At 37.1% G+C, this 14,316-nt stretch carries 10 protein-coding genes; 6 read left to right on the top strand and 4 right to left on the bottom strand.

Annotated elements, in window-relative coordinates; all coding sequences use genetic code 11:
- Positions 1–34: 34 nt before the first annotated feature.
- The gene (locus tag C1T31_RS06315; RefSeq protein WP_103051630.1) at positions 35–2,473 is read right to left on the bottom strand and encodes a sodium-translocating pyrophosphatase; all 2,439 of its coding nucleotides are present in this window, start codon (positions 2,471–2,473) and stop codon (positions 35–37) included.
- 116 nt (positions 2,474–2,589) lie between these two features.
- Positions 2,590–3,117, bottom strand: coding sequence for an inorganic diphosphatase (locus C1T31_RS06320; protein ID WP_103051631.1), 528 nt, complete (start codon positions 3,115–3,117; stop codon positions 2,590–2,592).
- Positions 3,118–3,270: 153 nt separating this feature from the next.
- Between C1T31_RS06320 and C1T31_RS06325 the strand changes: the two genes are divergently transcribed.
- Positions 3,271–5,496, top strand: coding sequence for a M1 family metallopeptidase (locus C1T31_RS06325; RefSeq protein WP_103051632.1), 2,226 nt, complete (start codon positions 3,271–3,273; stop codon positions 5,494–5,496).
- Here the strand turns inward: C1T31_RS06325 and C1T31_RS06330 are convergent.
- Positions 5,493–7,994: a DUF5686 and carboxypeptidase-like regulatory domain-containing protein gene (locus C1T31_RS06330; RefSeq protein ID WP_103051633.1), complete on the bottom strand. Its 2,502-nt coding sequence runs from the start codon at positions 7,992–7,994 to the stop codon at positions 5,493–5,495. The two genes, C1T31_RS06325 and C1T31_RS06330, sit on opposite strands and share 4 nt — an antisense overlap.
- 64 nt (positions 7,995–8,058) lie before the next feature.
- Positions 8,059–9,036 (bottom strand): pyruvate dehydrogenase complex E1 component subunit beta, encoded by a 978-nt coding sequence (locus tag C1T31_RS06335; protein ID WP_103051634.1) that lies wholly within the window; start codon positions 9,034–9,036, stop codon positions 8,059–8,061.
- Positions 9,037–9,194: 158 nt separating this feature from the next.
- On the opposite strand from C1T31_RS06335, the gene C1T31_RS06340 reads away from it, so the two are divergent.
- From C1T31_RS06340 to C1T31_RS06360, 5 genes are all read left to right on the top strand, one after another.
- Positions 9,195–9,941, top strand: a complete 747-nt coding sequence (locus tag C1T31_RS06340) for an electron transfer flavoprotein subunit beta/FixA family protein (RefSeq protein ID WP_103051635.1) — start codon at positions 9,195–9,197, stop codon at positions 9,939–9,941.
- Positions 9,942–9,964: 23 nt separating this feature from the next.
- The gene (locus C1T31_RS06345; RefSeq protein WP_103051636.1) at positions 9,965–10,924 is read left to right on the top strand and encodes an electron transfer flavoprotein subunit alpha/FixB family protein; all 960 of its coding nucleotides are present in this window, start codon (positions 9,965–9,967) and stop codon (positions 10,922–10,924) included.
- A 120-nt stretch (positions 10,925–11,044) separates the two neighbouring features.
- Entirely contained in the window at positions 11,045–11,659 is a 615-nt protein-coding gene (locus C1T31_RS06350) for a bifunctional nuclease family protein (RefSeq protein WP_103051637.1), read from the top strand.
- A 6-nt stretch (positions 11,660–11,665) separates the two neighbouring features.
- Complete coding sequence (locus tag C1T31_RS06355) at positions 11,666–13,384, top strand: NupC/NupG family nucleoside CNT transporter (protein WP_103051638.1); 1,719 nt, start codon at positions 11,666–11,668, stop codon at positions 13,382–13,384.
- 103 nt (positions 13,385–13,487) lie between these two features.
- Complete coding sequence (locus tag C1T31_RS06360) at positions 13,488–14,312, top strand: thymidylate synthase (protein WP_103051639.1); 825 nt, start codon at positions 13,488–13,490, stop codon at positions 14,310–14,312.
- The last annotated feature ends 4 nt before the right edge of the window (positions 14,313–14,316 follow it).

The raw sequence follows: 14,316 nt of genomic DNA on the forward strand, positions 1-14,316 counted from the left end.
ATGCGTGGCTTTTTATTTATTGTATATTGAATAGTTATTCTTTTATAACTTCTTCTTCAATTGTTAAGTCATTGACGTTCTCTTTCACTTGAGAAGCGCCAGTTTTAATTTCTTCAACACGTGCTTTAACTTCAGCTTTTGTTCCTGAAATAACTTTTTCTTCAACAACTGCTTCGCCGTTTACCACTGATGTCGTAGTAACTACTGCTTTCGCAATGTCATCACTCACTACTTCCATATCTATCAAGACTTTTTTATAAACATCGTCAGGAGATTTTGCGGTTGTAGTTGTTTCCATAGCCATGCCTTCCTCAATATCATGACCACCTAAAATAGGCGCAATGACCAATCCAACTAAACATGTTAATTTAATCAAGATATTCATTGAAGGTCCTGAAGTATCTTTAAATGGATCACCTACAGTATCACCAGTTACAGCCGCTTTATGAGCATCTGAACCTTTGTAAGTCATCTCTCCATTGATTTCAACACCAGCTTCAAATGATTTCTTAGCATTATCCCATGCGCCACCAGCATTGTTTTGGAAGATAGCCCACATAACACCAGAAACACAAACACCGGCCATATAACCTCCCAGTGGTTCAGCACCAAATACCAATCCTATTATGATTGGCGTAATGATTGTAATTAAACCTGGTAAAATCATTTCTTTTAAAGCTGCTTTAGTCGAAATATCCACACACTTCGCATATTCAGGTGTTCCAGTCCCTTCCATAATACCTGGAATTTCTCTAAACTGACGACGTACTTCCTGAACCATTTCCATAGCCGCTTTACCAACTGATTGCATAGCCAAAGCCGAAAATATGACTGGAATCATACCTCCAACAAATAGCATAGCCAATACATCAGCTCTAAAAATATTGATACCATCAATACCTGTAAAGGTTACATAAGCTGCAAATAAAGCTAAAGCTGTTAAAGCCGCTGAAGCGATGGCAAATCCTTTACCAACAGCAGCAGTTGTATTACCAACTGAATCTAATATATCCGTACGCTCACGAACGTGAGGTTCCAATTCACTCATTTCAGCAACACCTCCAGCATTATCAGCAATTGGTCCAAAAGCATCAATAGCCAATTGCATAGCTGTTGTAGCCATCATAGCAGAAGCCGCTAAAGCAACACCATAAAAACCTGCTAACTCATAAGAACCATAAATAGCAGCAGCAAATAATACCACTGACAAAAATGTTGATTTCATACCTACTGCCAAACCTGCAATAATGTTGGTTGCAGCACCAGTAGAACTGTTTTTTACGATATCCAACACGGGCTTTTTACCAAGACTTGTATAGAAAGCTGTTACCATAGAGATTAACGCACCAACAGCCAAACCAATACAGGCTGACCAAAATACATTGATAGATGGAATCGCTTTATAGCCCTCACCAAAGAACTTCATATTCATAGTTTCTGGTAACATCATATCAATTAAGAACCAACTAGCAATTAATGTAATCACGATAGCTACCCAGTTACCCATATCCAATGCTTTTTGAACTTGTGGTTCTTTAGCATCATTATTCGAAATCTTAACCAAAAATGTTCCTAATATAGAAGCAAGGATACCAACACCAGCAATAACGATTGGTAATAAAATAGGCCCCATATTGTTAAACGAATCCGTAAAAGGTGCATTTGTAAATAAAGATATGTCTTTAATCAAATAATTTCCTAATACCATAGCGGCTAGAACTGTTGCCACATAAGAACCAAATAAGTCAGCTCCCATACCCGCAACATCACCTACATTATCACCCACGTTATCTGCAATAGTAGCTGGGTTACGAGGATCATCTTCAGGGATACCCGCTTCAACTTTACCTACTAAATCAGCTCCAACATCGGCAGCTTTTGTATAAATACCACCACCAACACGTGCAAACAAAGCAATCGATTCAGCACCCAATGAGAATCCAGCCAAGGCTTCAAGAGCCATGGTCATATCATTATAGAATGACGAACCGCCATCCACAAACATTTTTACAAACACGAAAAAGAACAAACTCAAACCTAATACAGCCAAACTCGCTACACCAAGTCCCATAACAGTTCCTCCACCAAACGATACTTTTAAAGCTTGAGGCAAGCTTGTTTTAGCAGCTTCAGCAGTACGAGCGTTCGCTTCTGTTGCTATTCGCATACCAATGTTTCCTGCTAATGCCGAAGCAAATGCTCCAACAATAAATGCCACTATAATAATCCAATGGGTTGTGTCAACCATCATAGAAATAATACCCAGTGCTACTGCTGCAATAACCACAAAGATCAATAGCAACCTATATTCAGCACCTAAAAAAGCTAAAGCTCCTTCTTTAATGGCTTTAGATATGCCTTGCATTTTGTCGTTTCCAGGCGCTTGCTTTTTTACCCAAGCCATTTTTATCATCATAAAAATGAGCCCTATCACCGCCATAGCAATTGGCACAAAAATCATGTTTGATTCCATATTTTTTAGTTTATTTTAATAATTAGCTGCGCAAAAGTAGTGAAATGGATTCTAAAAGAAAAACCCTCTTAACTAATAGATTAAAAGGGTTTTTATTTTTGATTTTTTCAGATGAATTAAATCTTGAAATTTCCTTGGGCTTTATGCTCACTATTTTCATAGCGTTCTACACATTTATTAAAAATATCATAAGCTTCTTCAGCATTTCCCCAACCTCCAACATCAACTTTCTTTTTTTCCAGATCCTTGTAAACTTGAAAGAAATGGGTAATCTCTTTGATTCTATGCGGATTCAAATCCTGAATATCATTATAACTATTCCAGATAGGATCACTCACAGGTACACAAACCAACTTCTCGTCAGGTCCTTTTTCATCAGCCATGTGAAACACACCAATAGGTTTTACTTCCATCACACACATAGGAAAGGTAGGTTCTGTTCCCATAACCAAAACATCCAAAGGGTCACCATCCAATGCCAAGGTTTCTGGAATAAAGCCATAATCACCAGGATACATCATAGAAGAAAACAGCATACGGTCAAAACGTATTTTGTTTAATTCAAAATCGTATTCGTATTTGTTACGGCTACCTTTTGGTATTTCAATCAGTACATCAAAGGTGGTTTTACCTGTATTTGTCATTGTGAATTTTTTAGGACTGCAAAGTTAGTGAAGTTTATACTTTTAATAGCATTGAATCTTCTTAACTTTATTGATATGTTAAAATAAAAATTCTCATTTCATTTTTTTTATATCTTGCTGTTTCAATCAAAAAAATTAATCAGACCACACATTATGAGGCATTTTCTTTTCCTATTCGTTTTTAGTATCAGCGTTTCTACCATTCAATCGCAAACGCAACCTTGGCAAGGCAAGTTTGAACCCATTGATAATATGATAGCACCACCCAATACCTACCGAAACGCTAGTGGAGCTCCAGGAAAAGCTTATTGGCAACAACGTGCTGATTACAAAATAAAGGCTACCCTTGATGAAAAAAACAACGTGCTTTCAGGCGAAGAAACCATAACTTATCATAATAACTCACCAGACGATTTGAGCTATCTGTGGATTCAGTTAGAACAAAACGTCAATAAAAAAGGAAATCCTGATTTTGGCGATGCCTTTGGTGGTGTTCGTAACAACATGACCACTAAACAAATGCAAAGCTTAACGCGTGCCATTGACTTTCCTGCTGGTTACAGCATCAAATACATTAAAGATAATTCAGGCAATAATATGAAAGCCTTTGTTAATAATACCATGATGAAGGTCATGCTAAACCAGCCACTAAAATCTGGTGAATCCATGAGTTTTTCATTGGCGTGGTCCTACCCTATTACCGATAGAAGCATGTTTTTACTTTCACGTGAAGGGTATGAATACTTCCCTGAAGACGATAATACGGTATATCTTATAGCGCATTGGTTCCCCAGAATGGCTGTTTATAACGATACTGAAGGCTGGCAAAATCAACAATTTCAACGATTGGGAGAATTTGCTTTGGAATTTGGAGACTATGATGTGGAGATTACCGTACCTGAAGATCATATTGTAGCGTCCACGGGACGACTTCAAAATAGTGAATCGGTTTTAACCAAAACTCAAAGACAGCGTCTGGAACAGGCCGAAAACACCTTTGACAAACCGCTTATGATTGTGACAGTTGACGAAGCAAAAGCCAATGAAAAGTCCAAATCAACCAAATCAAAAACATGGCGATATACCGCTAAAAATGTGCGTGATTTTGCTTTTGCATCCTCTAGAAAATTTATCTGGGATGCACAAGCGGTTCAATTGGAAACGAATAAAGTTATGGCGATGTCTTTTTATCCCAAAGAAGGCTTGCCTGTTTGGAGTGAAGAATCTACCAAAGCTGTAAAGGCGGCTTTAGAAGTATATTCCGAAGCGACCTTTGAATATCCTTACCCTGTGGCTATCTCGGTTAATACATCCAACATTGGCATGGAATTTCCCATGATTAGTTTCAATGGAGGTAGACCTCGTAATGGTAAAATTAGCGATAATGCCAAGTCTGGTATGATTGGAACCATCATTCATGAAGTAGGCCATAATTGGTTCCCGATGATTGTCAGTTCTGATGAGCGCAAATGGATGTGGATGGATGAAGGGCTCAATACCTTTTTACACCAGAGAACGGTTGCAGAACGTTACCCAGAATTTCATAGTACGGAGCCCAAAGACATTGTTCCGTTTATGCAAGGCGATAAAAATATATTACGCCCTATTATGACAACTTCAGATAGTGAATTACTCACGCAGTTTGGAAACAATTTCTATCAAAAGCCAACGGTAGGATTACAAATGTTACGTAATTCCATCATAGGCCCTGAATTATTTGATCAAGCGTTTAAGGAATATGCTAACCGTTGGAAATACAAACACCCGAATCCAGGAGATTTGTTCCGAACACTGGAAGATGCCACAGCTACGGATTTAGACTGGTTTTTTAGAGGATGGTTTTTTACCACCGATCATGTGGATATGGAATTAACCGATGTGAAATGGTTTAAGGTTTATGAAGAAGATTTAAATATTGAAGACCAGCAGAAAAAAGTTACAATAGCAGCAACAGGTGAAGGTACAGAACAAAAGGCCAAAGATTTTTCAAGTGGACCAGATATGATTAAATTGTCTGAAACACCTGACCAAGCTTATGGTGGATTCTTATCTCGTATAGATGAAGACGAATTACGTAAACAGGTTTCCGGAAAGAACATCTACGAAGTAACCATCAAAAATATGGGTGGTTTAGTCATGCCTGTTAAAATAGAGTGGGTTTTTAAAGATGGTAGCAAAGAAACGGATATGCTTCCTGCTGATATTTGGAGACGCAATGAATATCAGGTAACCAAAACATTTCTTAAAGATAAAGAAGTTGAAAAGGTAAATCTGGATCCTAATTTTGAATTTGCTGATACAGATATGACGAATAATAACTTTCCAAAGGTTGAAGAAGCTTCACAATTTGATGAGTTTAAAAATAAGAAGTCTGATTAAAACATAAAACCAAAGCTTCCCGTAATTCCAAAATCACGTGAATCTGGATTATCTAGGTAATTGCCTCTAAAGTTGAAGTCAATCCTAAAGACCTTGAAAATATTACCAATACCAAAGCTGTATTCGTAATATATTTCATCGGTTGGAGCGACTAACGGGATATTGGAAGGTGCACTTAAAGCGACATTCTCTTGAGAAATTTCTCCCCATACACCGCGTATTCCAATTATTTCACGCCAATTGAGTTTTCGTAGTAATGGAATCCTTGAAAAAAGCCTACCGTTAAAATTATGTTCCAGATGTAATGAGGCATAAGTATCTGTGACAAATTCGTAGAAATTCAATTGGGAAAACGATTTATAAATAGAAAAATAGGATTGGTTACCAGGCACAACACTCAACAAACCCAGAGGCACTTCTCCAAATGTTTTACCCACTTCCACAGTAGAATACAATCTTCCAAAACCACCTAATATCCAGGGTTGTATATAAGAAAATTGTAATTTAGTGTAGGTAAAATCACTATGAAACAGATCTTTTCGACCAACACTCATTTGAGCAAAAATAGACGCATAGGTATCATTAGCATTACGCCTTTCAACTCCGAAACCTGACATCTTTCGTCCTGGGAAATAGGAAACTGCAAAGGTGCTTTCAAACTGATGTACTTCAGATGATATTCCGGTAGGTGATTCCAAATCCACATAATCCAAGCTGAATGTTGGTGAAGCGGAGGACAGTGTCCGATAATCGCCACCAACCCGAAATAATACATTCTTTATAGGCTCAATCTCAATAGCTAATGCCGTTAAATTAATATTGGAAAGTTTATCATTAGGAGCTGTAGTAAAAACCGCATTTGAAGCCAAACTTCGACCAAGAACATCAGTTGACGTGGTCAAACTAGCTCCTATTTGTTCAATGTCTCGCCTATGACCTGCCGATATAATCAATCGGTTGCGTTTATTCAACAACCATTTTGCTGAAAAGCCATATTTGAACTTATCGTCATTAAAACCATATGCCAGAAAACCTTGCAAACGCCAAAGGTCATTTGGGCCAAAATAGGTTCTTCCTCCCGCTCGTAATCTAATGCCTTCAACATCATTATAGCCCACTGTGGAAAATATGGGTCCATAATCTAGGTTCAAGTCATCAAATTCAATGTACCCAGAGGCTAAAACACTTCCAACATTATAAAGTCGCTTGAACTTTTTAACTGTTTTTAAGGTGTCCAGCATTTTATAAACAGCTTTCTCATCCTTGCTCAATTCCTCCATGCGATTGGCTTCCCAAAAGGCATCATCGCGATTATAGGCATCCTTATCATAATCAAAGACCTCTTCCTTGTAGAACTTTTCGTCTTTGACTTCATCAAAGACATAGTTATCATATAAGGTTGTTCGTTTACCATAAATACCTCGAGATTTCTCCTTTTTGTTGAAGGTGAAGTCAGACATGAAGTAATCACGTTTAATTAAAAATACAGAATCGTTGACAACATCAAATTCTTGCTCAATATATATTTCTTTAACCCAGTTAATATTGGCACTTTTTGAAGCTTGAAGATTAATTTCCTTAATGGCAAAGGTTGAATCGTTAACCCAGAAATCGCCTTTGAAGGTTAATTCGTTCTTTCTACGCGGGTAATAAATAATATTATAGCACCATTTATCACCAATATAGGCACTATCGGCTAAAACATAGTTATAGGTATTGACACCTGTTTTTGATAATGGGCTAACAAAACTTTTATCAAAGAACTTGAGATAATTGTCATATACGTCATACTGCGAATACAAATCCTTTATAAAATCTATAATGGTTTGATTGTTGCTAAATCCAGAATTTTTATTCCCTTTAAGCTCAACCTTTTCCTTATCTAACAAGTTATCACCATAAACTTTTGCCGCCTCCTCATTGACAAAAATTGGTAAATATGTTTTACCAGTTACTTTAGAGGTATCAACTTGTTCAAAAACAAACTCCATGCCCTTGAATAAGTTACTTTTGATGAGTGAACTATCAATGGTATTCAAGTCAAATTCTACCTTTTCATATCTGTCATAAGCATACTGCTTAAATTGGCGAAGACCATTTTGGCGTTTACGTTCCCATATTTTATGTAATATGGCAATAGCCGGATTTTCTTCCGCTTTTTTGGATTGTTTACCAGAAACCAGAACCACTTCATTTAAAGCGGCAGCTTCTTCCTCAATAACAAAATTTAAATCGTAATTGACTTTTTTAATCAATGGGTATTCAATCGTTTTATAGCCAACAAATGAAACTATGAGCGTGTCCCACGTTGAATCAGACTCCAGATAAAAACGGCCATTTTCATTGGTTATAGTACCTTCAGAAGAATTCTTAAATATGATATTGGCATAAGGAACTGGCTCATTTCCTGCCTCTGTAACATGACCACTTACTTTGGTCTGGGAGAAACCAGATATAAATCCAAAAAATAATAATGCAAGTAGTAGATTAAACCTCATAATTACAAAAAAACTTCATCAACAATGTTGCCAATGAAGTTAATTCAACGTAAAAAACGTCATTTTATTTATACATAACCTTTTTAACTGCCTTAATAACATCGTTACTATTTGGCAACCATTCTTCCAATAAAACAGGAGAATAAGGTGCAGGTGTATCTGCAGTGTTTATTTTTACAATGGGTGCATCCAAATAATCAAACGCTTTAGATTGCACTTGATAAGTAATTTCAGTTGCGACATTACCAAAAGGCCAAGCCTCTTCCAAAATAACCAATCTGTTGGTTTTCTTAACCGAATTTAAAATGGCATCATGATCCATTGGTCTCACGGTTCTTAAATCTATAATTTCGCAAGAAATACCTTCCTTTTCTAATTCTTCAGCTGCTTTGTGCGCTTCTTTAATAATTTTTCCGAATGACACGATGGTCACGTCAGTACCTTGACGTTTGATATCAGCCACACCAATAGGGATCACATATTCACCTTCAGGCACTTCACCCTTATCACCATACATCTGCTCACTTTCCATAAAAATCACAGGATCATCATCACGAATAGCTGATTTTAACAAACCTTTAGCATCATAGGGATTGGACGGTACAATGACTTTTAAACCAGGTGTATTGGCATACCAGCTCTCAAATGCCTGGGAATGTGTAGCTGCCAATTGCCCAGCAGAAGCCGTAGGCCCTCTAAAAACAATAGGACATTTAAACTGTCCGCCAGACATTTGTCTGATCTTTGCAGCGTTATTAATAATTTGATCTATACCAACTAAAGAGAAATTAAAGGTCATAAACTCAATTATTGGACGACAACCCGTCATGGTAGAGCCGACTCCAATTCCTGCAAAACCCAATTCGGCAATTGGTGTGTCAATCACACGCTTTGGGCCAAATTCATCCAACATACCTTTACTAGCCTTGTATGCACCATTGTATTCGGCTACTTCCTCTCCCATCAAGTAAATGCTCTCATCACGGCGCATTTCTTCACTCATGGCCTCACATACGGCTTCCCTAAATTGTATTGTCTTCATAGTATCAATTATTATAATGAGCAAAAATAGAAATAAATGAAAAACTTTACTTCATAGAATTAATTAAAAATTTACTATGCGTGCATAGTAAAAAATCAGAATAAAATAAGTAACTTCGTAACCTCAAAAAATTAAACATTTTATTTAAAAATTTCGATATGAAAATATTAGTATGTATTAGTCATGTTCCTGATACGACTTCCAAAATCAATTTCACTGAAAATGACACAAAGTTTGATACTAATGGTGTTCAATTTGTGATTAATCCAAACGATGAATTTGGTTTGACGAGAGCAATGTGGTTTAAAGAAAAACAAGGTGCCAACGTTACTGTTGTTAATGTTGGAGGTGCTGAAACTGAACCAACACTTCGTAAGGCTTTGGCTATTGGAGCGGATAGTGCCATACGTGTTAATACGACTGCAAAAGACGGATTTCAAGTTGCCAAAGAATTAGCAAAAGTTGTTCAGGATGGTGGTTATGATTTAGTAATTGCTGGTAGAGAATCCATTGATTACAATGGCGGTATGGTTCCTGGGATGTTAGCGGGTTTAACCAATGCCAATTTTGTGAATAACTGCATCAGTCTTGAAGTAGACGGCAATAATGCCAAAGCTGTGAGAGAAATTGATGGCGGTAAGGAAACCGTTTCCACTAATCTGCCTTTGGTGATTGGCGGACAGAAGGGATTGGTTGAAGAAAGTGATTTACGTATTCCAAACATGAGAGGTATTATGATGGCTCGTCAAAAACCCCTTCAAGTTGTTGATCCAACGGATGCTCAAGCCGAAACAGACTCTGTCAAGTTTGAAAAACCAGCACCAAAAGGTGCAGTCAAGTTAGTTGACGCAGACAATGTCCAAGAGCTTGTAAATTTATTGCATAACGAAGCCAAAGTCATATAATTAACGTACAAAAAGAAAAGAAAATGTCAGTTTTAGTATATACAGAATCAGAAAACGGAAAATTTAAGAAAACCGCTTTGGAAGTGGCTTCCTATGCCAAGGCTGTTGCCGAACAAATGGGAACATCGGTTACGGCTATTACATTTAATGCCAATGATGTTAGTGTTTTAGGAAATCATGGTGTTGACAAAGTTCTAAAGGTAACCAATTCGCAATTAGAATCCTTCAACGCCAAAGCGTATGCAAGTGCCATATCACAAGCCGCAAAAAACGAAAATGCAAAAGTGGTTGTCGTTAGCTCAAGTGCAGACAGTAAGTATCTAGCACCTCTTTTAGCTATTGATTTGGAAGCTGGCTATGCCTCAAATGTGGTTGAAGCTCCAAGTAGTGTTTCCCCATTTACCGTTAAGAGAACCGCTTTTACCAATAAGGCATTCAATTCAACCTCAATCAACACTGATGTGAAGTTAGTAGGTGTTTCCAAAAACGCCTTTGGGGTGGTCGAAACATCAGCATCGGCAAGTGCAGAAGATTTTTCACCAAACATTCCTGAATTAGGTGTTTCGGTGGAATCGGTTGATAAAGTCACTGGAAAAGTCACAATAGCTGATGCTGAAATAGTTGTATCAGGTGGTCGTGGTTTAAAAGGCCCAGAAAATTGGGGTATGATTGAAGAATTGGCTGATGTATTGGGTGCTGCTACAGCATGCTCGAAACCCGTAAGTGATTTAGGATGGAGACCACATAGTGAACACGTGGGGCAAACAGGTAAGCCAGTAGCTTCAAACTTATATATAGCCGTAGGCATTTCAGGAGCAATTCAACATTTGGCTGGAATCAATGCTTCTAAAGTAAAAGTGGTCATCAATACCGATCCTGAAGCACCTTTCTTTAAGGCTGCAGATTATGGAATCGTTGGTGATGCCTTCGAAGTAGTTCCAAAACTCATTGAGAATTTAAAAGCGTTTAAGGCACAACAATAAATATATTTTTTTTAAATTGTATTTATAAAGGGCTGTTTAAATTAGTTTAAAGTACCAAAAACTGTTCATAACCGTTTGGTAAAGTCCTAATTTAAACAGTTCTTTGCTTTTTTATATTCTATGAGTTTAGTTCGACTGAAAATAAAAGGTATTTCCTACAGCCAAACGCAAAATGGAGCTTATGCCTTAATATTAAATGAAGTAGATAGCGATCGAAAATTACCAATTGTTATTGGTGCTTTTGAAGCTCAATCCATTGCCATTGCTCTAGAAAAGGAAATTAGACCACCCAGACCCTTAACCCATGATCTCTTTAAGAATTTTGCTGATCGATTTGATATTGTTGTTAAGCAGGTTATTATCCACAAATTAGTTGATGGTGTGTTTTACTCCAGTATTATTTGTGAACGCGATAAAATTGAAGAGATTATTGATGCCCGAACCAGTGATGCCATAGCTTTGGCATTGCGATTTCAAGCACCTATTTTCACCTACAAGAACATCTTGGATAAAGCTGGTATTTACCTAAAAATAAATCCAGAAAAAGAAGACGAGTCCGAAGAGGATAGTGTCTTGGTTGATGATTTAATTGCTGAAGAACTCGAAACGGGAAGTGTTCAAGAAAGTTACAAGAGTAAAACTTTGGAAGAACTTCACAACCTACTCGATGAAGCTGTTGCCAATGAAGACTACGAAAAGGCTGCAAAAATTCGAGACGAAATTTCTAAACGATAACAAACTATGAAACAGTTTTTATTAGCTATTACAGCTATTTTTTTTGGTCTAAACGCAATTTGTGCTCAAAGTATTGAAAAAAAATGGCAGTTTCAAGCAATAGAAAATGATACTGTTTCCAATCTATTTCAATTATCTGAATCTGATGTTTTTGTTTTAGATAAAGGCGATTTTAAATATAATATTGCATCTCGAAATCTTGAAGCATCAGGAGATTATATCCATCAAAATAACTTATTGGTTTTTTATTACAACCAACCTAATGATACGATAAGAAGATATAAAATATCTGAACTTACTGATTCAACATTGGTTTTTGTTGAAAACAATACAACATATCGTTTTAAATCATTTCCGGAACTTCAGGAAGCAACAGGCAATAGCATTTCAGAAAACAATAAAGACACCATAATTCCTAGTCAAGGATTTTCAATAAATAGCCTTTGGAGAGGTATATTAGGAATGATTTCCTTAATTTTCATAGCCTTTTTATTCAGCAGCAACAGACGCGCTATTAACTGGAAAACGGTTGGTATTGGCCTGGCTTTTCAATTGGTTATTGCTGTTGGTGTTTTAAAAGTGCCGATAATTCAAAAAATATTCGAAACCATAGGGAAATTATTTATCAAGGTATTAGATTTTACCAGGGCAGGTAGTCAATTTTTATTTGAAGGTCTTGTTGTTGATATGGATACTTTTGGTTTCATTTTCGCCTTTCAAGTATTACCTACCATTTTGTTCTTTTCAGCATTAACTTCAGTACTGTTCTATTTGGGTATTATTCAGAGAGTTGTTAAAGCATTTGGCTGGCTTCTTTCTAAATTATTAAAGATTTCTGGTGCTGAAAGTTTAAGTGTTGCAGGAAATATATTTTTAGGCCAAACGGAGGCGCCATTGCTTATCAAGGCTTACTTGGAAAAAATGAATAAATCTGAAATGTTGTTGGTGATGATTGGTGGTATGGCTACGGTTGCGGGTGCTGTTTTAGCGGCCTATATTGGTTTTTTAGGTGGTGATGACCCGGCGTTGCGATTGGTTTATGCCAAGCATCTTCTCGCGGCATCGGTCATGGCGGCTCCAGGTGCCATTGTAATTTCAAAAATATTATCCCCTCAAACCGAACAAATCAACACAGATGTCACCGTTGAGTCCGAAAAAATTGGTTCTAATTTTTTAGATGCCATTGCCAATGGCACAACGGAAGGCTTGAGATTAGCTGTTAACGTCGGTGCTATGCTTTTGGTGTTTGTAGCTTTTATTGCTATGATTAACTACATTTTTTTACAAATTGGTAGTTTCTCTGGATTAAACTCATGGATAGCTGAAAACACCCCTTATCAAAATTTATCATTAGAGTTGATTTTGGGCTATATTTTTGCACCCCTTATGTGGCTTATTGGCGTTGCCAAAGAAGATATGATGATGATGGGGCAATTGTTAGGTATTAAACTGGCAGCAAGTGAATTTGTTGGATACATCCAATTGGCCGACTTGAAAAATGTTGCTAGCGCCACACACTTGAACTACAATAAGTCAATTATTATGGCTACCTATATGCTTTGTGGTTTTGCCAATTTTGCTTCCATAGGCATTCAAATTGGCGGAATTGGATCTTTGGCTCCGGGTCAACGCAAAACCTTGTCCGAATTTGGTATGAAAGCGTTAATTGGCGGAACAATAGCCTCTTTAATTTCAGCGACCATTGCAGGAATGATTATTGGCTAATTACTCCCTGATTTTAGTTAATAACTTTTTATAGAATTTATTGGTTGGTTTATTCTGATTTGACCCTTTTTTCTATTTTTATTTCCAGTAAAATAAATTGACGATGAAGCAATATCACGACCTTGTAAAGCATGTTTTAGAAAATGGCAATGAGAAATCTGACCGCACGGGAACGGGAACCAAAAGTGTTTTTGGTTATCAAATGCGTTTTGATTTAAGTGAAGGGTTTCCAATGATCACCACCAAGAAGCTTCATTTAAAATCTATCGTATATGAATTATTATGGTTTTTAAAAGGTGATACCAACATAAACTATCTTACAGAAAATGGCGTCCGAATTTGGAACGAGTGGGCTGATGACAACGGCGATTTAGGGCCTGTTTATGGTCACCAGTGGCGTAATTGGAATAGTGATGAAATCGATCAAATAAAAGATGTCATCAATACACTCAAAAACAATCCTGATAGCCGTCGCATGTTGGTTTCAGCTTGGAATCCATCGGTTTTGCCAGACACCTCCAAATCATTTGCAGAAAATGTAGCTAACGGGAAAGCGGCCTTACCACCTTGCCATGCTTTTTTTCAATTTTATGTAGCTGATGGCAAATTGTCTTGCCAATTATACCAACGCAGCGCTGATATTTTCCTAGGTGTACCTTTCAATATTGCCTCTTATGCATTATTGACTTTAATGATGGCTCAAGTTTGTGGCTACCAACCAGGCGATTTTATCCACACCTTTGGTGACGCCCATATTTACAGCAATCACTATGATCAATTGGAACTACAATTGTCTCGCGATATTAGACCATTACCAAAAATGATTCTAAATCCTGAAGTAACAGATATTTTCGATTTTACATTTGAGGATTTTACCTTGGTAGATTATAATCCGCATCCGCATATTAAAGGTATTGTGGCAGTTTAAAATC

Source organism: Hanstruepera neustonica (assembly GCF_002895005.1).
Lineage (GTDB): Bacteria > Bacteroidota > Bacteroidia > Flavobacteriales > Flavobacteriaceae > Hanstruepera > Hanstruepera neustonica.

Bases quoted from the DNA above. Each gene is read 5' to 3' on its own strand.
- C1T31_RS06345 (WP_103051636.1), top strand. From the start codon at position 9,965: ATGTCAGTTTTAGTATATACAGAATCAGAAAACGGAAAATTTAAGAAA.
- C1T31_RS06335 (WP_103051634.1), bottom strand. From the start codon at position 9,036: ATGAAGACAATACAATTTAGGGAAGCCGTATGTGAGGCCATGAGTGAA.
- C1T31_RS06355 (WP_103051638.1), top strand. From the start codon at position 11,666: ATGAAACAGTTTTTATTAGCTATTACAGCTATTTTTTTTGGTCTAAAC.
- C1T31_RS06320 (WP_103051631.1), bottom strand. From the start codon at position 3,117: ATGACAAATACAGGTAAAACCACCTTTGATGTACTGATTGAAATACCA.
- C1T31_RS06325 (WP_103051632.1), top strand. From the start codon at position 3,271: ATGAGGCATTTTCTTTTCCTATTCGTTTTTAGTATCAGCGTTTCTACC.
- C1T31_RS06340 (WP_103051635.1), top strand. From the start codon at position 9,195: ATGAAAATATTAGTATGTATTAGTCATGTTCCTGATACGACTTCCAAA.
- C1T31_RS06350 (WP_103051637.1), top strand. From the start codon at position 11,045: ATGAGTTTAGTTCGACTGAAAATAAAAGGTATTTCCTACAGCCAAACG.
- C1T31_RS06315 (WP_103051630.1), bottom strand. From the start codon at position 2,473: ATGGAATCAAACATGATTTTTGTGCCAATTGCTATGGCGGTGATAGGG.
- C1T31_RS06360 (WP_103051639.1), top strand. From the start codon at position 13,488: ATGAAGCAATATCACGACCTTGTAAAGCATGTTTTAGAAAATGGCAAT.
- C1T31_RS06330 (WP_103051633.1), bottom strand. From the start codon at position 7,994: ATGAGGTTTAATCTACTACTTGCATTATTATTTTTTGGATTTATATCT.